Consider the following 17,333-nt stretch of genomic DNA (forward strand, 5'->3'; position numbering starts at 1 on the left):
ATGTAATGCGCCAAACAGGCCCGCACCGCAAGACTTGACTTTCAGCTGACTCATTATAACTTTAGAATAATTCTAAAATGATGGATTTGATTATGCTGAGTCGCTTTTTCCGCAACGGTCGTCGCCCGTTCGATTCGCTTTCCGAACAGGAAATCCTGGCGCTTGCCATCTCGTCTGAAGAGGACGATGCGCGCATCTATCTCGCTTATGCCGATGGCTTGCGCGAAGAATTCCCACAATCGGCGAAGATTTTCGAGCAGATGGCGGCGGAGGAACACGGGCACCGCGATGCGCTGATCGAGCGGCACCGCGCGCGTTTCGGCGACCATATTCCGCTGATCCGCCGCGAGCATGTCAGCGGCTATTACGACCGCAAGCCCGACTGGCTGGTGCGTCCGCTGGGCATCGACAAGGTGCGCGACGCGGCTTCCGAGATGGAAGATCAGGCCTATCGCTTCTATATCGAGGCCGCAAAGCGCGTCACAGATGCGGCCACGCGCAAGCTTTTGGGCGATCTGGCGCTTCAGGAAAAGCAGCACGAGGTTAAAGCCGAATCGCTGGAACATGAGCTGACGCCCGAAACCGTACAGAACGAGGAGCGTGCGCTGGAGCGCAAGCAGTTCATCCTCACCTATGTGCAGCCCGGCCTTGCGGGTCTGATGGACGGCTCGGTCTCCACCCTTGCGCCGATCTTTGCTGCCGCCTTTGCTACGCAGGACACCTGGCAGACTTTTCTGGTCGGCCTGTCTGCCTCGGTCGGCGCGGGTATCTCAATGGGTTTCACGGAAGCCATTCATGATGACGGCAAACTGTCTGGCCGTGGTTCGCCGATCAAACGCGGCCTGTCCTGCGGTATCATGACGGCGCTGGGCGGCCTCGGCCACGCTTTGCCCTATCTGATTACGGATTTCTGGACGGCTACATCTCTCGCGGTAGTCATCGTGTTCTTTGAACTCTGGGCGATTGCCTTTATCCAGAACCGCTTCATGGAAACGCCTTTCTTCCGCTCGGTCCTGCAAGTGGTGCTGGGCGGCGCATTGGTTCTGGCGGCGGGTATTCTGATCGGCAACGCCTAAACTGTTGCCACACCCTGAGGAGACGCCATCGTCCCCTCAAAACCGTCGATGGCGATGCGCCCCTGCCGGGAGACGGTGACAAAGCTGTTTGCCGGCACGGCCATCCAGTTGGCGGCTTCGCCATCCAGCGGCTCCGACACCACACAGATGCCGGACGATGCGCCAAGCGTTGCCGTATAAAGCGTCGGCGCAAAGGCGTCGGTGGCATAGCGGATGGCATAGAGCTGATTGCCGTCCGAAAAGGCGGCGGTCAGCCGCAGAAACGGCGGCACATTGGCCTTTCCGGCTTCATCCACGATCGTCGCCACCACGCGCTTCATGGCCTGAACCGGATCGCTGTCGAGGCCGAATTCCAGCATCAGCAGAAAGATCAGCTCGGAATCGGTTGCGCCGTGCTTCTGCGCGTAGACATGATCGCTCAAATGCGCTTCTAGCCTGCGGCGCAGCCGGTCGAAACTGCCGATCTGCCCGTTATGCATGAAGCTCCAGCGCCCGGAAACAAAGGGGTGGCAGTTGGAACGGCTGGTCAGCCCGCCCGTCGAGGCGCGCACATGCGCAAGAAAAAGGCGCGACCTGATTTGTCGCGCCAGACTACCAAGATTCTGATCGGACCAGGCTGGCAGAATATCCCGATAAAGGCCCGGTTCGGTGCGATGCCCATACCAGGCGACGCCGAAACCATCGCCATTGGTGCGTGTTTTGGCTTCATGCGCATCGTGGCTTTGCGCCACGAGCGAATGACAGGGAGACGAAATAATGTCTTCCAGATAGGTCTCAGGTCCGAGATAGGCGGCCCAACGGCACATGTGCGATCCGATATAAACGTGTCGCCCGAAAGCGGAAACCGCGTAACTTAGCGACCTCTGTTATGCGTCCGCTCATAAAGCTGACGGACGATGGTGCTTGCAGTCTTTTCGAACAAAAATGGCAAAAATGCATGAATCAAAGCAGCAAAGGCTGCCCCGAACAGTTTGAATGAAAACCGCGATGCAAATGCCATATGCTCGAAATAGGTCTCATCAACCGATGCGGGATGCTCGGTGAAAATGCGGGTAATACGCGTCGTCATTGCAAATGCTCCCGTTTGATTGAGAAATTCATTCTCTTATGCCCTGCGCTGAAGCGCCTTTCTGGAAAATCATTTTAGCAAGAAAGAGGAAGATGAAATCTCAAAATATCCTTGAAATCTGTAAAAAATTGGGACAATCATCCCACCATGATAGCATCTATGGACGAGATAGACCGCAAAATATTGGGAGAACTGCAAATTGACGGCACATTGTCCGTTGATTCTCTGTCGGAGCGCGTGAACCTGTCGCGCAATGCGTGCTGGCGGCGGGTCAAGCGCATGGAAGAGGAAGGCATCATCAAGGCGCGCGTCGCGCTGGTGGACGCCGAGCTGGCGGGTTGCGGCCTGTCCGTGTTCATTCTGGTGCGCACATCCAGCCATGATCCGGAATGGCTGGCCAAATTCCGCAACGCCACGGCGCGTTTCCCGGAAATCGTCGGTGTCTACCGCATGACCGGCGATCTCGATTACGTGCTGAAAGCGCGGGTCACCGACGTTAAGGCGTATGACCGGCTCTATCAGCAGCTGATCGCCAGCGTTCCGCTGTCGGATGTTTCGGCTTCCTTTGTGATGGAAGAAATCAAGGAAACCACCGTCGTCCCGCTCGACCTGCGCTGACGGCAGCGTCAGATCGGCTATACACGAAAAAAAGCATGATCCTGTGCCGTACTATCATTGCAAAACGCCAAATAGGCGGTACACCTTTGATCTGTTTTCACGTATGAGCGTCGCCAATTTGAATTCCCGCAGGAAAGGCTCCCTCATGACCGCAGCATCCGCTCAAGCACCAACGCTCGGCATTATTCGCCTCGAACATGCGAAAGGCCTTGAACTTCCCGCCTATGAGACCTCCGGTTCTGCAGGTATGGACCTGCGCGCAGCCGTTGCCGAAGACCGCCAGATCGTGCTGTTGCCCGGACGCCGGACGCTGGTGCCGACGGGTCTGATCTTCGAAATCCCGGAAGGGTTTGAAGTGCAGATTCGTCCGCGCTCCGGCCTCGCCTTCAAAAACGGCATTACCTGCCTCAACACACCGGGAACCATCGATTCCGATTATCGCGGCGAGGTGAAGGTGCTGCTGGTCAATCTGGGTGACGATGATTTCCGCATTGAACGCGGCATGCGCATCGCACAGGCAGTCTTTGCACCCGTGGTACAGCCGAAGATCGAGGAACGCACTGAGGTGACCGAAACCACGCGCGGCGCTGGCGGCTTCGGCTCGACCGGCACGGCCTGACCAAGCGAAATAGATTGAATGAGAAGCCGGGCGAAATGCCCGGTTTTTTCCATCAGTTCCCGCGTGGTCCTATTCAGACGACAGCGCGACGGCTGGAAGTAGGCGCGACGCCTTGCGGGCGGGCAGGAAGCCGAAGACCAGCCCTGTTGCGAAGGCGCAGGCGAAAGCCAGCAGAACCGGCCCGATGCTGTAACCGACCGAAAGTCCGGCCCAACCGGCGATGGCGGCGGCCCCAAGGCCGATGACCACGCCGAAGGCGCCGCCAATGGCCGAGACAGTGAGCGCTTCCGTGATGAATTGCAGGAGGATATCCCGCCGCCTTGCGCCGGTGGCCATGCGCACGCCGATTTCGCGTGTGCGCTCCGTCACGCTGACCAGCATGATATTCATGACTCCGATACCGCCGACCAGAAGCGAGATGGCGGCAACAGAACCGAGAAACAGCGTCATGGTGCTGCCCATGGCCGCCGCATCGTCGCGAATCGACGACATATTGGTGATCATCGTGTCACGCTGCTTGTGGCGCTCGTCGAGCAGGCCCTGAATCTGCTCCTGTGTCGTGTTGATGAGATCCGCATCCTTCACCTGCACTGTGATGGTGCGCACATATTTCTGGCCGAACAGGCGCAGATTGCCGGTCGAAAGCGGAACGACCACCACATCATCCTGATCCGTACCCCCGAAGCCAGCCCCTTTCAGCGCAAGCGTTCCGATGACCTGAAACGGGATTTTCTGGATCAGAATATATTGGCCGATCGGATTGCTGCCATCCGGAAACAGCGTCTTGACCACGGTGGCTCCGAGCACGGCAACCGGCGCATAGGAGGTTATATCGTTCTGCGTGATGAAATCGCCCGTCGCGAGCTTCCAGGATTTGGCCTCCGAAAAAGCCGGAACGGTGCCGTTGGCCTGTGACTGGTAATCGACATTGCCGCGCCTGAGCGTGACTGTGCCTGTGACTTCCGGCACGGCGGATTTGATGTTCGGCAGTTCGAGGATCGCGTCCGCATCGGCTGGCACAAGCGTTGCGATACTGCCCGAGCCGCGAAAACCCGTCATGGACGGGCGCACCAGCACCAGGTCGGTGCCCATGGCGTTGATGCGGTCGAGGATCGAATTTTGCGCGCCGGTGCCGATGGCGAGCATCGTCACCACCGAACTGACGCCGATGATGATGCCGAGAAGCGTCAGCACTGTGCGGAAAATATTGGCCCGCAAGGCGCGCATGGCCATTTTTACGGCTTCCGAAATATCGGCAATGCGCGCGGCATGTCCATCGCCCGTCCGCTGCAAGCGCTGCGGCGCCTGCCGGTCTGGAATGCCCCGCTTGGTCGTATCGGACAGGATTTCGCCATCCTTGATCTCGATCAGCCGGTCTGCGCGCTCCGCCACTTCGCGGGCGTGGGTGATGACGATGATGGTGTGGCCCTGCTGGTGCATGTTGCGCAGCAGTTCCATCACATCCTCGCCGCTCTGGCTGTCGAGCGCGCCCGTTGGCTCGTCCGCGAGAATGATGCGTCCGCCATTCATCAAAGCGCGCGCGATGGAAACGCGCTGCTGCTGACCGCCCGACAGCTGGTTGGGGCGGTGGTCGATACGGTCGCCGAGCTTCAGCGAGTTCAACAGTTCGGCTGCGCGTTCATGACGCTCGGCAGCGGGCATGCCTGCATAGATCGCCGGAACCTCGACATTTTCCTGCGCGGTCGATGTCGAGATCAGATTGTAGCTCTGAAAGACGAAGCCGAATGTGCGGCGGCGCAGGGCGGCCAGCGCATCGGCATCGAGGGTGGAAACATCTTCACCGTCGATCCGATATTGCCCGCTAGTCGGGCTGTCGAGGCAGCCCAGAATATTCATGAGGGTGGATTTGCCTGAACCCGAAGCACCCATGATGGCGACGAACTCGCCCGCACGGATGTCGAGGCTGATGCCATGCAGAACCTCAACGGCGAGGTCGCCATTGTGATACGTCTTGCTGATCTCTTCAAGCCGGATGAGGGGCGCGTCTTGCATGGGGGACGTCCTCAGAAGAAGGACATGCCGCCGGGGCGACGACCGCCACGGGCATTGGCATTTCCAGCGGACGAAGTTCCCGAAGCGCTGGTGACGACGACCTTGTCGCCTTCCTCCAGTCCGCTTTTGATTTCGGCCTGCACGCGGTTGCGCACGCCGACTTCGACTGTGCGCTCGGCGATAGCGCCATTTGTGTCAACGACCTTGACGATAATCTGCGGTTTTCCGCGATGCTGGCCATCACGCGGGCTGCCGCCATTGCGGGTGCCGTTGCGCTGCCCTTGCGGGCGTTCGGCTTGCTGACCTCCCGCCTCACCGGAAGGGTCGCGGCGTTTGAAGCTCAGCGCAGAGGTTGGAACGAGCAGCACATCCTTGGCCGAATCGATCACGAAATAGACCTGCGCGCTCATATTGATCATGAGTTCGCCGGTCGGGTTCGGCACATCGAACAGCGCATAATAAAGCACGACGTTATTTTCGGTGGCAGGTGTCGGCTTGATCTGGCGCAGCGTGCCCGTGAAACGTTTTTCCGGTTGGCCGAGCAGGGTGAAATAAACCTCCATTCCGGGCTTTAATTTGGCGATATCCGCTTCGGAAACCTGCGCTTCGACGGTCATGACCTTGAGGTCGGCGACCGTCACGACGGTCGGCGCGGTTTGCGATGCGTTCAGCGTCTCGCCTTCCTTGGCGGATTGATCGACGACGGTGCCCGCCATGGGGCTGTTGATCTTGGTATAGCCGAGATCGACCGTGTCGCTCGCCAATTGCGACTGCTGCTGGCGGATTTGCGCGCCAAGCGCCTTCACATCCGCATCGGCCATGGCGAGATCGGCTTCGGCCTGATCGACCGTCGATTGAGAAACGCCGCGCGTGGCAAGCAGGGACTTCTGCCGCGTTGCGTTGAGCTTCTTGAGCGTCAGTTGCGCTTCCTTGCTGAGAAGCTGGGCTTTCAGATTGTCGAGCTGCGCGCTAGCGATCTCAACCCTCTTCTCGAAGGGAGAGGGATCGATCTCGGCGATAAACTGGCCTTCCGTGACCTGGTCGCCAACTTCCACCTGCACGCTTTTGAGCTGTCCCGAGACCTGCGCACCGACATTGATGCTGCGCAGGGCGCTGAGTGTACCCACCGCGGTGATCGCGTTTTCAATATCGCCACGCACAACCGTTTCAGCGAGATAGCTGCTCTTTTCGTTTCCGGCTGCGCGCGCATCGAAGAAATACCAGCCAGCGCAGACAGCAATGACCGCAGCGGGCAGCCACAGCCACCAGCGACGGCGTTTGCCGAAGGCGCGCTTTTGCGACAATGTCGCCTTCTGGCCCGAACCGGATGAAGCGGAAGATGTGCCCAACGTTAAATCCCCTGAATTCTTGAATCCCCGCTCTCGCGGGAAAACCATGCCTTGTCCGTGAAAAGCACCCGTTCTGGCCGCAAGCCTGCACGCCCGATAACCGAAGCGTGCCCGTACTTCTCCCAATAAAGTGGTGCTTCGGGTTATCTAAACTTTCGCACTCAAGATTTCATCTTAATTATTTGTCATGCAACCAGCCATTGTCGACGCTTCGGGGACTGGTTGGCGGGTGGTCGCTTTCGCCGTAGACTTGCGCGGGTAAACAAGAGAAGCTGCGTAACTGCCGTTATTTTGTGCAACTTGTAGTTATAATTTACTGCGAGTTCAATAAGGTTTTGCTGTTTCTATCTATTTAGCTTTTATTAAATTATTTTATGTTGATATGGCATCGACGGCGTTAATATGAAAAGTAATAAAAATAAAAATCGAACGCATTTCTTCTGTCAAACAGTTGAATGCGCGTGCATGAAGCATGTTCATTCGTGATGTATATACATAAAAGTTTATCTGCTCTTGGACGGGAGGGCATATGGACTGCGGGAACACAGTTAAAACGATTAATTCCCCATCGTTGAAGAGAAAAGCATGGTTTCAGGAGAGTTTAAGATCTGCTGTTCTTTTTCCACGTAATAAAGTGGGAACTGCGGCAGTAGAATTTGCGATACTGGCGCCTGTTTTTCTGCTGCTGCTAATGGGCGTGATCGCTTTTGGCATTTATCTTGGGGCGGCCAATGCCGTGCAGCAGCTTGCTGCGGATGCGACGCGCACGGCGCTTGCGGGCATCGATGCGGCGGAGCGGCAGACCCTTGCCACGACCTATATCCAGAAAAATGCGGCCAAATACACGCTGATCAACCCGGCGCAGATCGAGACCGCAATCGACAATGCTGCGTCGGATCCAAGCCAGTTCACAGTCACGATCAGCTATAACGCGGCCAATCTGCCGATCTGGAATCTGTTCACGGGATTGCCTTTGCCGGGCAAGACGATCACGCGCGCTTCGACAATCCGGCTCGGAGGGACATGACATGCAGGCGGGGGGCTTACGGTTTCTCAAGGCGCGCGAAGGCAATCTGGCCACGATGGCGGCCCTTGTCGCGCCGCTCTTTCTGGCAATCGCCGCACTCACCATCGATTCAAGCTCGCTCTATCTGGAGCGACGGCAATTGCAGAACATGGCCGATCTGGCGGCTATCAGTGGCGCAAGCACAATAGGCACTGCTAGCGACGCGGTGAAAAAGCAATTGCAGGCCAACGGGCTTGATCCGGTCATGATGACGGGCGCTTACGATCCGTCCATCGTGAAAGGCAAGACTGATAATCTCACGCGTGTCTGGGTGGAGACCGGCAAATATACCGCCGATAAATCGGTGGCTGTCGGGTCACGCTTCGTGGCAGGTGGAACAAGTCCCGATGCCGTGCGGGTGACGCTCGCAAAACCTGGCAATCTCTATTTCGGTCAGGCGCTGATGGATCGCCCTGCGGTCAGCGCGAGCGGCATGGCCGCCTCCCATGCGGAAGCGGCCTTTTCCATCGGCTCCCGATTGGCCAGTCTGAACACGAATGAAAGCGCGTTGAACGGACTTCTCGGCGGTTTGTTGGGTACAACCCTCAATCTCAAGCTGTTGGATTATAACGCGCTTGCCGCCACCGATATCAATCTGCTTGGCTTTCTCGACAAACTGGCGCCGCAGGTTGGGCTGACCGCCGGGACTTACGACCAGCTGTTGAACACGGATGTGTCAGTCGGCGTTCTGGCAAAGGTGATGGCGGATGTCGTGACCAACAACGCAACAGCCAAGGCGGCGCTCAATGTTCTTGGAAAAAATGCTGCAGCACTTTCCACCAAACTGCCAGTCGGAAAACTGCTTGGGCTTGGTTCTCTGGCGAATGCCAGTATAGGGTCTGCTGGCAATTACAACATCACCGCCAATGTCTTGCAGCTTGTGACCGCATCCGCAATCTTGGGTGGCAAGCACCAGATCGACGTTGGAACAGGGCTCGACCTTGGCGGGCTTGCAACCGTTACGGTCAGTGTCGCTATCGGCGAACCAGCCCAATCGACTCCATATTTCAGGGTTGGCGCTGTCGGTTCGCTCGTTCGCACCGCTCAAATCAGAATATCGCTCTATGTGGGGCTGTTAAACAGCTCGGTTCTAGGGCTCATTACGCTCGGAGATTTGAAATTACCCATCTATGTCGATGTTGCTTCGGCGGAAGGGGAACTGAAAAGCGTAAGCTGCCCGGCGGGGCCGCAAAGTGCGAAAGTCGGCATTGGTGTGACGACCGGAATTGCTGGGGTTTACCTTGGAAATCTAAGCGATCCCGACTTTAAAAATCTCAACAAGAAGCCGGTGGTCACCAGCAAGAAGATTGCGCAAATAAAGGTTTTGGGTATTGGACCCGATGTATATGCGAAGGCAGAAATTCCGTTGGGAGATGATGTCCAAAGAATTCTCAACTTCAGTTATAGCGACATACAGAATAAAAAAATCCAAACTGCCTCGTCGACCAAGCTCCTGGGGGGACTCACATCCGCCCTGCTTTCGAAGATGGAAGTGAACGTAGATCTGGGTTTGATTTCTCTGGATTTAAGCGGCGTTTTCAGTCTTCTCGGTGCTCTTCTCACGCCTATCTCAGCACTGCTTGACAATCTGCTCTTTGCTCTTCTGGATTTGCTCGGTGTCAAACTAGGCCAAGCCGATGTGCAAGTTACCGGGGTGATCTGCCAACAGGCGGCGCTGACACAGTAAAGCCCAAACGAAAAAACCGGGCATTTCGCCCGGCTTTTTTTCGATTACAAGCTCGAGAACTTACTTGAACAGCAGAGGCAACGTGATCGGCATCCGTGCTCTGGCCATAGCTGCCGGAGGTGCCGGCACAGGAGAGGCGCGACGTGCGGCTTCCAGCGCTAGCTGGTCAACCGCCGGATCGCCGGACGAACCGGCCAGACGCGCCGAGATAACATTCCCGGATGGATCAATCACAAATGTTACCTGTACCAGACCCTTGGCATTGCGCGCCTTGCGTTGCAAGAAGCGTACGTTGCGGGCCATGTGAGCCTGCAGTTTCGATGTCCACTTGGCCGAGCTTACACCAGCCGAGGCTGAGTTTTCGCCGCGACGGTTAGCGGCGGCCCGCTCACCATTATCAGCGTCCATGCGGGGCGCACTGGCCTGACGGGTCTCAGGTGCCTTTTCCGCCTTCTTGGGCTTCGGCTTCTCAACCTTTTGCGGCTTGGGCTTTTCAGGCTTCGGCTTTTCAACCTTCTTGGGTTCTGGCTTCGGCTCGGGCTTTGGTTCCGGCTTTTCAACCGGCATGGGTACGGCCACTTCCGGCTTTTCAGCCTCGACCACATCTGGAATAATCTCTTCCGGCTTCTCCTGAACTTCCGGCTCAGGTTGCGGCTCGGGTTCCGGTGGTGTTACCTGCTCGGGCTCTGGCGGCGTTGGCTCTTCAGGTTGCGGTTCCGGCTGAACGACCGGCTCAGGCTCGACTTCCTGCGGCGCTTCCGCCGTTTCCGGCTGTGCCTCATCAGCAACCTGCTCTTCCATCGGAGCCATCGGCTCCGGCGCAAGCTCAACCACCATGGCTGCGACCTGTCCGCCATCCGGCTGGTCTTCTTCCCGCATCTGGTGGATTGCATAAGCACCAGCCGCATGCACAGTCAGCACAAGAATTCCCGCGCCGATCCAGCGTCCCGCATCATGCCAGAAGGAATGGTGATGGGCGTCGGCAGAAGCCACCTTCACGGGAGGATGATCGGGCGGAAGTGCGTTCATTGTGCCGCTCCGGGCGCAGCAGACGCCGGTGCGGGGGACGCAGGAGCAGCAGGAGCAGCCGCGCCGACAGTTTCGAGGCCGACCAGTGCGATCTTGAGATAGCCCGCTTCACGCAGCGAATTCATGATGCGCATCAGCTCTTCATAAGGGACGGTTTTGTCGGCGCGCAGGAAAACGCGCGTTTCCTTGTTCTTCTCCGAAAGACCATCCAGTGCCGCCCCCAGACGATCGCGCGCCACGACATCATTGCCGACGCTGACGCTCAGGTCTTCCTTCAGCGTCACATAAAGCGGCTTGTCGGGACGCGGCGCGGCGGCAGCGGTCGATGCAGGCAGATCAACCTTCACGTCCACGGTCGCAAGCGGTGCTGCCACCATGAAGATAATGAGCAGAACCAGCATCACGTCGATGAAGGGCGTTACGTTGATCTCGTGATTGAGCTCGAGATCGTCACCACCGCCTTCGCGGACTTTACTCGCCATGATGCCTACTCCGCTGCGTGCAGCGTGCCTTCACGCACGCCTGCTGCCCTGAAATCCAGATCTCGGCTGACCAGACGTTCAACGCCTGCCGATGCATCGGCCAGAAGCGAACGGTAGCCGGTGATCGCACGGGCAAAGACGTTGTAGATCACAACCGCCGGAATAGCGGCGACAAGCCCGATGGCCGTGGCGAGCAGCGCTTCGGCGATACCCGGAGCCACCACGGCCAGATTGGTCGTCTGCGCTTCACTGATGTTGATGAAGGAATTCATGATGCCCCAGACGGTGCCGAACAGACCGACAAATGGTCCAATCGAGCCGATGGTGGCGAGAATGCCGGTGCCCTTGGACAGGCGACGGCCAGCCTTGGCTTCAATGCGGGACAGGCGCGACGAAACGCGTTCCTTCAGGCCCTCGCCGCCAGCCCGCGCCAGTGCGGGGCTGGAGAGACGAACCTCGTCTTCCGCGGCGCGCACCATGATGGCGCCCGGACCCTTGACGCCGTCAAGCGCGCGGACAGCTTCGGAAAGCGTGGCGGAATGACCGATGGTCTTCAGCGCCTTGTTGGCGCGGCGACGTGCGCCAGCCAGTTCGAGCGACTTGGCGACCCAGATGGTCCATGTTGCGAGCGAGGCAAGACCGAGACCGATCATCACCGCCTTCACGATCCAGTCGGCAGCCATGAACATGCCCCAGGGCGACAGATCATGCGGAAGGCTGGCATCGCGCTCTTCGGCGGCAGGCTGGCCAGCGATTACGGGCTGTGGCTCGGCTTGCGGGGCCGAAGGCGCAGTCGAGGTGGGCGCTGCCGGAGCAGGCTGTGCTGCTGGAGCCGACGGCGCAGGTGCGGCAGGCGCGGCAGGCGCAGGCTGGGTGGCTGGTTGAGTGGCTGCGGGCGCAGTTGAAGGATTGGGCTGTGTCACCTCTTGAGCCAATGCCGGACCAACGCCCAGCAAGACAATGCCCATCGCCGCAGCCATGAAGCCTTTCCGACAGAAACCAGTCATCTTGATCGCCTTTTGATTGTTCAACTCGGGCGCCAAGGACGACCCATCACGCACGCCGCAGCGCTGCTTGTCGAACTCTTTTTAAACCCCAATAATATGATGATGCAAGTCATGTTTTGTTTTAACTGCCTTTTTCTGCCAGCTTTTGTGGGAGGTGGGGCCTGTCAAACCCCTTATAAATAGCTGTTGCATAATGCGGACAAATCAGACCTGATAACCATGTCGGATGTGTTCGTCTCCCTGATCAACAATATTGGGGCGTGCGGTCCGGCAGGAGGAGCATGCACATGATGCACAAAGACATTCAGGCACTCGAACATGCGGCAAGAACCGCCATGGCGGGCAATGATGATCCGCTGCCAGCTCCGCAGCGCGCGCTGAAACCGGCCCATGTCGGCCTTGCCTTCCTGATGATTGCAGGCGCAGCCTATCTGTTCCTCGTCTGACATGGTCTGACCACGCCTTGTTCTGACGAGCACCTGCGACGGCTGTGCCCGTTTACCATGACGCACGAGAAGTGACGCGCGGCGTTGCTGCAATTGGCTAATGCGTGCAACCATTGGTGACGAAAAGCGTTGATACAACGATAATCCCTTATGACAGGAGGCCAGATATGGCGCGTGCATCCGCGAAGACGAACAAGATCGAAGAAAAGATCGAGGAAGCGTTGACCGATTCGACCACGGAAGACTTGCAGGCGCAGGTCGAGCAGTTGAAGGAAGACATCGCAGCCATCGCCGCGACGCTCGCCAATCTCGGCAACCAGACCGTCCGCGACGCCAAGCGCACCGCGAAGGAAACCTATCAGAGCGCCTATCTGCAAGGCGGCGATGTTGTTGATGAATTGTGCGGAAAGGCGCAGGACCTCGAAGCGCAGTTGACGGCAACCGTGCGTGAACGTCCGATTACATCGCTCGCTACCGCGCTTGGCATCGGCTATCTGCTCGCCCTTCTTTCCCGCCGCTGAGGCGTCCCATGCTTAAAGCTCTGGTCCCTATCCTGTCCGCTCTGGCTGGCGAAGAAGTGAGATTCACCGTCAGCCAAACGCGACGCGCAGCGATTTACGGCGTGGCGATTGGCATTTTCGGCATCATCACGGTCACGTTTCTCTGTGTCGCGGCCTTTCTGGCTTTGGCGCAGACCTATGGCGGTCCGCTTGCAGCACTGATTCTTGCCGCCATTTCGCTGATACTTGCGCTGCTCGTTCTCGCTGTGCTGAAGATACAGGCCGCAGCAGAGGCGAAAAAGCGCAAAGAGCGGATCGCAGCCGACAAATCGGCAATGATGGCGACAGCCGCTCTTGCGACGATCCCATCGATCCTCAAGCGGCCGATACTGGCAGCCGCCCTGCCGCTTGCAGGCATCGCTCTGGTTTCGCTCCTCTCAGACAAGAAGAAGCGACCGCCCAAAGCCTGACAAAAGCCCTATAAAAATTAAAACACCGGAACCTGTTCCGGTGTTTTTTCATGGGTCATCGGGAGGCGCTTCGCTTTACTGCGCAGCCGCGTCGGTGCTATCGACCAGCGATGCAAGGCGCACAGAAACGCGTGTGCCAGCGCGATCCACGGCTTCACCATAGACCGGCTTTTCGCCGAACTGCATGCAAAGCTGTTCTACTACCAGCGTGCCAAGTCCGTTCTTGTCGCCCGGCTTCGCGCCTTCCGTCCCCCAACCGACGCCATCATCTTCCACCGCCAGAACGGGCACACCATCGGCATCCGCCTGAAAACTGACGGAAATCTGTCCGCCTGGTCGCCCCTTGAAAGCATGTTTGATGGCGTTGGTCACAAGTTCGCCGACGATGATGCCAATGGTCGTCACATCCCGGGCTTTCAGGTCAAGTTGCTCGAAATTCGTCACGATCTCGATCTGGCGGTCCTGACCGATGGCATTGCGGATATCGTTGATAACCGTGGTCAGAAACTCGTCGACGCGGGCGGTTTCCATGTCTTCGCCCAGCCGCAAACGCCGATGGGCTGTCGAAACCGTCTGCACCCGGTCGCGCGCCGCCGAAAGGGCAGCACGCGCATCCTCGCTACGCGCCTGTCGCATCTGCAAACCCAGCAGGGAGGAGACGGTCGCCAGAGAATTACCGATACGGTGATTGGTGTCCTGTAGCAGAAGCTCGACGCGATAACGCTCACGCTCCGCAATGCGGCGCTCCTCCTCCAGCTCGGCTGTGCGTTCGCGCACCCGCTGTTCAAGAATCTCGTTTTCAGAGCGCAGCGCCGACTGCCCTTCGAACATGGTGCGCGCATAACGCTGCACGCGGCTGAAAAGCAGCAAGCCCAGCATCGCCGCCGAAGCCAGCGCCACGATGGAGGTGGCCGTCATCCAGTAGCGCATCCGGTTGATGCGCTCGTTCCGTTCGGCAAGCTGCTTTTCTTCCACATCGATAAAGTCCGACACGGTGGTGGACAGCTGGTCCATCAACGCCTTGCCTTCGTCGCTGCGCACCCGCTGCATCGCTGCTGCGACATTGCCCGACGATGCAAGCTCCACCGTTTGGCGCACATCCGCTTCTTCTCGCTCGATCAGAGCGCGAATCTGCTTTACCCGCGTATCCTGCAACGGATTGGGGACCGACAGGGCCTCCAGATCGGTCAATGTCTGCTCAACAGAGAGGATCGAATTGCGATAGAGATCGAGATGCGCCTCGTCGAGCGTCAGAAGATAGCCGCGACGGCTCATCTCGATATTGTTGGCGAGCCGGGCAACCTTGTCCACCTGCTGGCGCAAGGCATAATTGCGGGAAATATCGACAATCTGATGCGTAACGCTCGAGGACAGAAACAGCGTCATCACGGCAGAAAGAAGCACAAGTCCGAGCGAGACGATAACCGCAATCGGTTTCGGTGAAGACTGAAGCAGTTTCTGCAACAAGACTGATGGCAAAACGCGCCCCAATACAAATTGAACACCCACTTCAGATAGCAAATATCAGTGGCGGCTAACCTTCAAGTGTCTGGGGCAAAAAACTGTCATGACCAGCGAAAATAAATGCCGCCGGGCGACGGCACCGGATCATTTAAGCCAAAATGGCACACAAACTGCTTAAGCTTGTGGTGAATGCCGCCGGATCAAAGAATCCGGCGGCATGAAGCCTCATGCAAAACTTCTCAAGGTGACGCGGGACGAATCGGCATCGGGGCCGTAATCGCCCTCGCCTTCGATCTTCAGGATTTCCTGAAGCCGGGTCCGCGCACGGCTGACACGGCTTTTGATCGTGCCGACCGCACAGCCGCAAATCTCCGCCGCTTCTTCATAAGCAAAGCCGGAAGCGCCGATCAAAATGATCGCTTCGCGCTGATCGTCAGGCAGTTGCTCAAGCGCCGAGCGAAAATCCTGCAGATCCAGCATGCCATATTGCGAAGGATGCACGGCGAGCTGTTCGCTGAACAGGCCATCCGTATCCTGCACCTCACGCCCACGCTTGCGCATCTGAGTGTAGAATTCATTGCGCAGGATGGTGAAAAGCCAGGCCTTCATATTGGTGCCCATCTCGAAGGTTTCCTGCTTGGCCCAGGCCTTCATGATGGTGTCCTGTACCAAATCGTCTGCCTTGTCATGCTGGCCGATAAGTGACACGGCAAATGCGCGTAAGCTTGGCAGCGACGCCAGCAGCTCTCGCTTGAACTGCGCGCCTTGCGGGCCCTCCTGAGGGGCATTTCCATCAACCGACGGAACGGGTGCTCTGTCCACGCATACTCTCCTGTTCAGCCTGATCGAGTTTTTCGAGAAGATCGAGAAAACGGTCCGGGATCGTCTCATCTTGAATCGAGGCGTACAACGCCTTGAGTTTCAATCCGACTTCACAATTGGGTCCTAATATGTCCTTCGGGACGCGCCGCGACGCCGCGACGCCATTCGTATGAAGGTTATCTTTATCTGTCATATTGTATCGTTCTAGGCGATGAGCCCTGTCCTGTTTGTTACAAAGCTTCTGTTGGACGGGGAATGCACCAGCCCCAAAAAAGTTCCAGAAATTATGCCGTCAGTTCGGAACTTTTTTCAAGTCGCATCGTTTCCATCCGTAATGCCGCGCCCGATTGCGGATGATCGCGCTTGGCCAAAAGCTGGTTCGAGCCGATTGTTCAAACCGGATTCATGCGAATGTAAAACAAAGCGGCAGATGAGGAGTTCCATTACCATGACGTTATCGACGCGTATCGCGCCGCATCTTCCCTATCTTCGCCGTTTTTCGCGTGCCCTCACCGGTTCTCAGACATCCGGCGATGCTTACGTGGCGGCCGTGCTAGAAGCTCTGATCGCCGATCTGAGCATTTTCCCGGATACATCGTCGGACCGCATCGGCGTCTATCGCCTGTTCTGCGACCTCTACAAGACCGCATCGATCCGGGTGCCGGAACAATCTTCGGAGATCGGCTGGGAACAGCGGGCAAACCGCAATCTGGCGCATATTGCGCCGCTGCCCCGTCAGGCCTTCTTGCTGGTGGCCGTCGAAGGCTTCAGCGACAAGGAAGCCGCCGAGGTTCTCAATGTCGACGATGGCGAGCTGGGACGTCTGCTTTCCGCCGCATCGACGGAAATCTCACGTCAGGTCGCAACCCGCCTGATGATCATCGAAGACGAACCGCTGATCGCCATGGATATCGAGCAGATGGTCGAAAGCCTCGGACATGAGGTCGTCGGCATCGCCCGCACCAAGGATGAGGCGCTCGCACTTTATGAAAAAGAGAAGCCGCGGATGGTTCTGGCTGATATCCAGCTTGCCGATGGCAGCTCGGGCATCGACGCCGTGAATGAAATCCTGAAAGACGACACGATCCCTGTCATCTTCATCACGGCCTTTCCGGAACGCCTGCTGACCGGCGAACGCCCCGAGCCAACCTTCCTCGTGACCAAGCCGTTCAATCCCGACATGGTGAAAGCCCTGATCAGTCAGGCGCTGTTTTTCGAAGAGGCTTCCCAAGTCGCGGCCTGAGTTCGGCCACTACAGCCACGTTTGGCGGTTGTAATCGCCTCCGGGAGAGGGAAAACCCTCTTCCCGGAGCGGCGTGCATTCCCGCTTTGCAACCCGACACAAGCCCCGCCTCAACCTTGAATAACTCATTTTTACGCGCTGGCAGGAACCGAATGCATAGCAAAGTAGTTTATTCCTCATATACAAAAGAGGAGATCGGATATGCTTTACTACGCGCTCGTATTTCTCGTCGTGGCTCTTGTCGCCGGTGCGCTGGGCTTTGGCGGCATTGCCGGAGCATCGGCGGGTATCGCCCAGATTCTGTTCTTCGTGTTCCTAGCCTTGCTGGTCATTTCGCTTATAGCCTCGGCGATCCGCAAGGCCTGATAGAGCG

20 protein-coding genes are annotated in these 17,333 nt (G+C 57.7%); 10 read left to right on the forward strand and 10 right to left on the reverse strand.

The window, feature by feature from the left end; translation table 11 throughout:
• Positions 1 to 92: 92 nt before the first annotated feature.
• Positions 93 to 1,076 (forward strand): iron exporter MbfA, encoded by a 984-nt coding sequence (gene mbfA / locus ABWW11_RS19990; RefSeq protein ID WP_109370306.1) that lies wholly within the window; start codon positions 93 to 95, stop codon positions 1,074 to 1,076.
• Here the strand turns inward: mbfA and ABWW11_RS19995 are convergent.
• Together ABWW11_RS19995 and ABWW11_RS20000 are read right to left on the reverse strand one after the other, a co-directional pair.
• Positions 1,073 to 1,882, reverse strand: coding sequence for a class II glutamine amidotransferase (locus ABWW11_RS19995; protein ID WP_109369713.1), 810 nt, complete (start codon positions 1,880 to 1,882; stop codon positions 1,073 to 1,075). The genes mbfA and ABWW11_RS19995 overlap by 4 nt on opposite strands.
• Positions 1,883 to 1,929: 47 nt before the next feature.
• On the reverse strand, positions 1,930 to 2,145 hold the full coding sequence (locus ABWW11_RS20000; protein ID WP_109369714.1) for a DUF6356 family protein: 216 nt from the start codon (positions 2,143 to 2,145) through the stop codon (positions 1,930 to 1,932).
• 147 nt (positions 2,146 to 2,292) lie between these two features.
• Between ABWW11_RS20000 and ABWW11_RS20005 the strand changes: the two genes are divergently transcribed.
• Complete coding sequence (locus ABWW11_RS20005) at positions 2,293 to 2,763, forward strand: Lrp/AsnC family transcriptional regulator (RefSeq protein WP_109369715.1); 471 nt, start codon at positions 2,293 to 2,295, stop codon at positions 2,761 to 2,763.
• Between the two features lie 145 nt (positions 2,764 to 2,908).
• Entirely contained in the window at positions 2,909 to 3,382 is a 474-nt protein-coding gene (dut, locus tag ABWW11_RS20010; protein WP_109369716.1) for a dUTP diphosphatase, read from the forward strand.
• 69 nt (positions 3,383 to 3,451) lie between these two features.
• On the opposite strand, the gene ABWW11_RS20015 is transcribed toward dut, so the two are convergent.
• Positions 3,452 to 5,395 carry a MacB family efflux pump subunit gene (locus tag ABWW11_RS20015; protein ID WP_109369717.1) on the reverse strand — a complete coding sequence of 648 codons (1,944 nt, stop codon included), beginning with the start codon at positions 5,393 to 5,395 and terminating at the stop codon, positions 3,452 to 3,454.
• Between the two features lie 11 nt (positions 5,396 to 5,406).
• On the reverse strand, positions 5,407 to 6,792 hold the full coding sequence (locus ABWW11_RS20020) for an efflux RND transporter periplasmic adaptor subunit (protein WP_371834930.1): 1,386 nt from the start codon (positions 6,790 to 6,792) through the stop codon (positions 5,407 to 5,409).
• A gap of 586 nt (positions 6,793 to 7,378) precedes the next feature.
• Here ABWW11_RS20020 and ABWW11_RS20025 point away from each other — a divergent pair.
• Positions 7,379 to 7,771 carry a TadE family protein gene (locus ABWW11_RS20025; protein WP_235858975.1) on the forward strand — a complete coding sequence of 131 codons (393 nt, stop codon included), beginning with the start codon at positions 7,379 to 7,381 and terminating at the stop codon, positions 7,769 to 7,771.
• A 1-nt stretch (position 7,772) separates the two neighbouring features.
• The gene (locus ABWW11_RS20030; RefSeq protein WP_109369720.1) at positions 7,773 to 9,497 is read left to right on the forward strand and encodes a pilus assembly protein TadG-related protein; all 1,725 of its coding nucleotides are present in this window, start codon (positions 7,773 to 7,775) and stop codon (positions 9,495 to 9,497) included.
• A gap of 60 nt (positions 9,498 to 9,557) precedes the next feature.
• On the opposite strand, the gene ABWW11_RS20035 is transcribed toward ABWW11_RS20030, so the two are convergent.
• The 3 genes from ABWW11_RS20035 to exbB are packed head-to-tail and all read right to left on the reverse strand — an operon-like array spanning position 9,558 to position 12,051.
• Positions 9,558 to 10,526 carry an energy transducer TonB family protein gene (locus tag ABWW11_RS20035; protein WP_109369721.1) on the reverse strand — a complete coding sequence of 323 codons (969 nt, stop codon included), beginning with the start codon at positions 10,524 to 10,526 and terminating at the stop codon, positions 9,558 to 9,560.
• A complete protein-coding gene (gene exbD, locus ABWW11_RS20040) occupies positions 10,523 to 11,008 on the reverse strand; it encodes a TonB system transport protein ExbD (protein WP_109369722.1) in 486 nt (161 codons plus the stop codon). Before exbD ends, ABWW11_RS20035 begins: the two co-directional genes overlap by 4 nt.
• Before the next feature lie 5 nt (positions 11,009 to 11,013).
• Complete coding sequence (gene exbB, locus ABWW11_RS20045) at positions 11,014 to 12,051, reverse strand: tonB-system energizer ExbB (protein WP_109369723.1); 1,038 nt, start codon at positions 12,049 to 12,051, stop codon at positions 11,014 to 11,016.
• A 251-nt stretch (positions 12,052 to 12,302) separates the two neighbouring features.
• Between exbB and ABWW11_RS20050 the strand changes: the two genes are divergently transcribed.
• From ABWW11_RS20050 to ABWW11_RS20060, 3 genes are all read left to right on the forward strand, one after another.
• Positions 12,303 to 12,461: a hypothetical protein gene (locus ABWW11_RS20050; RefSeq protein ID WP_167836095.1), complete on the forward strand. Its 159-nt coding sequence runs from the start codon at positions 12,303 to 12,305 to the stop codon at positions 12,459 to 12,461.
• A 167-nt stretch (positions 12,462 to 12,628) separates the two neighbouring features.
• Complete coding sequence (locus tag ABWW11_RS20055) at positions 12,629 to 12,982, forward strand: ElaB/YgaM/YqjD family protein (RefSeq protein ID WP_109369724.1); 354 nt, start codon at positions 12,629 to 12,631, stop codon at positions 12,980 to 12,982.
• An 8-nt stretch (positions 12,983 to 12,990) separates the two neighbouring features.
• Positions 12,991 to 13,431: a phage holin family protein gene (locus ABWW11_RS20060; protein ID WP_121538540.1), complete on the forward strand. Its 441-nt coding sequence runs from the start codon at positions 12,991 to 12,993 to the stop codon at positions 13,429 to 13,431.
• Positions 13,432 to 13,506: 75 nt separating this feature from the next.
• On the opposite strand, the gene ABWW11_RS20065 is transcribed toward ABWW11_RS20060, so the two are convergent.
• The 3 genes from ABWW11_RS20065 to ABWW11_RS20075 all read right to left on the reverse strand — a co-directional run bounded on the left by ABWW11_RS20065 (position 13,507) and on the right by ABWW11_RS20075 (position 15,910).
• A complete protein-coding gene (locus ABWW11_RS20065) occupies positions 13,507 to 14,910 on the reverse strand; it encodes a sensor histidine kinase (protein ID WP_109370307.1) in 1,404 nt (467 codons plus the stop codon).
• Between the two features lie 210 nt (positions 14,911 to 15,120).
• Complete coding sequence (locus ABWW11_RS20070; protein WP_109369726.1) at positions 15,121 to 15,717, reverse strand: RNA polymerase sigma factor; 597 nt, start codon at positions 15,715 to 15,717, stop codon at positions 15,121 to 15,123.
• Positions 15,689 to 15,910, reverse strand: coding sequence for a NepR family anti-sigma factor (locus ABWW11_RS20075; protein ID WP_109369727.1), 222 nt, complete (start codon positions 15,908 to 15,910; stop codon positions 15,689 to 15,691). The genes ABWW11_RS20070 and ABWW11_RS20075 overlap by 29 nt, the downstream gene beginning before the upstream one ends.
• A gap of 255 nt (positions 15,911 to 16,165) precedes the next feature.
• On the opposite strand from ABWW11_RS20075, the gene ABWW11_RS20080 reads away from it, so the two are divergent.
• The gene (locus ABWW11_RS20080; RefSeq protein ID WP_109369728.1) at positions 16,166 to 16,960 is read left to right on the forward strand and encodes a response regulator; all 795 of its coding nucleotides are present in this window, start codon (positions 16,166 to 16,168) and stop codon (positions 16,958 to 16,960) included.
• Positions 16,961 to 17,161: 201 nt separating this feature from the next.
• Positions 17,162 to 17,326, forward strand: coding sequence for a DUF1328 domain-containing protein (locus tag ABWW11_RS20085; RefSeq protein WP_006473348.1), 165 nt, complete (start codon positions 17,162 to 17,164; stop codon positions 17,324 to 17,326).
• Positions 17,327 to 17,333 lie beyond the last annotated feature (7 nt).

The organism is Brucella sp. NBRC 113783 (genome assembly GCF_040372265.1).
Classification (GTDB): Bacteria; Pseudomonadota; Alphaproteobacteria; order Rhizobiales; family Rhizobiaceae; genus Brucella; species Brucella teleogrylli.

Excerpts from the sequence above, each read along its gene's own strand:
- mbfA (WP_109370306.1), top strand. The coding sequence starts at position 93 with ATGCTGAGTCGCTTTTTCCGCAACGGTCGTCGCCCGTTCGATTCGCTT.
- ABWW11_RS20005 (WP_109369715.1), top strand. The coding sequence starts at position 2,293 with ATGATAGCATCTATGGACGAGATAGACCGCAAAATATTGGGAGAACTG.
- ABWW11_RS20050 (WP_167836095.1), top strand. The coding sequence starts at position 12,303 with ATGATGCACAAAGACATTCAGGCACTCGAACATGCGGCAAGAACCGCC.
- ABWW11_RS19995 (WP_109369713.1), bottom strand. The coding sequence starts at position 1,882 with ATGTGCCGTTGGGCCGCCTATCTCGGACCTGAGACCTATCTGGAAGAC.
- exbD (WP_109369722.1), bottom strand. The coding sequence starts at position 11,008 with ATGGCGAGTAAAGTCCGCGAAGGCGGTGGTGACGATCTCGAGCTCAAT.
- ABWW11_RS20085 (WP_006473348.1), top strand. The coding sequence starts at position 17,162 with ATGCTTTACTACGCGCTCGTATTTCTCGTCGTGGCTCTTGTCGCCGGT.
- ABWW11_RS20020 (WP_371834930.1), bottom strand. The coding sequence starts at position 6,792 with ATGGTTTTCCCGCGAGAGCGGGGATTCAAGAATTCAGGGGATTTAACG.
- ABWW11_RS20000 (WP_109369714.1), bottom strand. The coding sequence starts at position 2,145 with ATGACGACGCGTATTACCCGCATTTTCACCGAGCATCCCGCATCGGTT.
- ABWW11_RS20060 (WP_121538540.1), top strand. The coding sequence starts at position 12,991 with ATGCTTAAAGCTCTGGTCCCTATCCTGTCCGCTCTGGCTGGCGAAGAA.
- ABWW11_RS20035 (WP_109369721.1), bottom strand. The coding sequence starts at position 10,526 with ATGAACGCACTTCCGCCCGATCATCCTCCCGTGAAGGTGGCTTCTGCC.
- ABWW11_RS20015 (WP_109369717.1), bottom strand. The coding sequence starts at position 5,395 with ATGCAAGACGCGCCCCTCATCCGGCTTGAAGAGATCAGCAAGACGTAT.
- ABWW11_RS20075 (WP_109369727.1), bottom strand. The coding sequence starts at position 15,910 with ATGACAGATAAAGATAACCTTCATACGAATGGCGTCGCGGCGTCGCGG.
- ABWW11_RS20055 (WP_109369724.1), top strand. The coding sequence starts at position 12,629 with ATGGCGCGTGCATCCGCGAAGACGAACAAGATCGAAGAAAAGATCGAG.
- dut (WP_109369716.1), top strand. The coding sequence starts at position 2,909 with ATGACCGCAGCATCCGCTCAAGCACCAACGCTCGGCATTATTCGCCTC.
- ABWW11_RS20080 (WP_109369728.1), top strand. The coding sequence starts at position 16,166 with ATGACGTTATCGACGCGTATCGCGCCGCATCTTCCCTATCTTCGCCGT.
- ABWW11_RS20030 (WP_109369720.1), top strand. The coding sequence starts at position 7,773 with ATGCAGGCGGGGGGCTTACGGTTTCTCAAGGCGCGCGAAGGCAATCTG.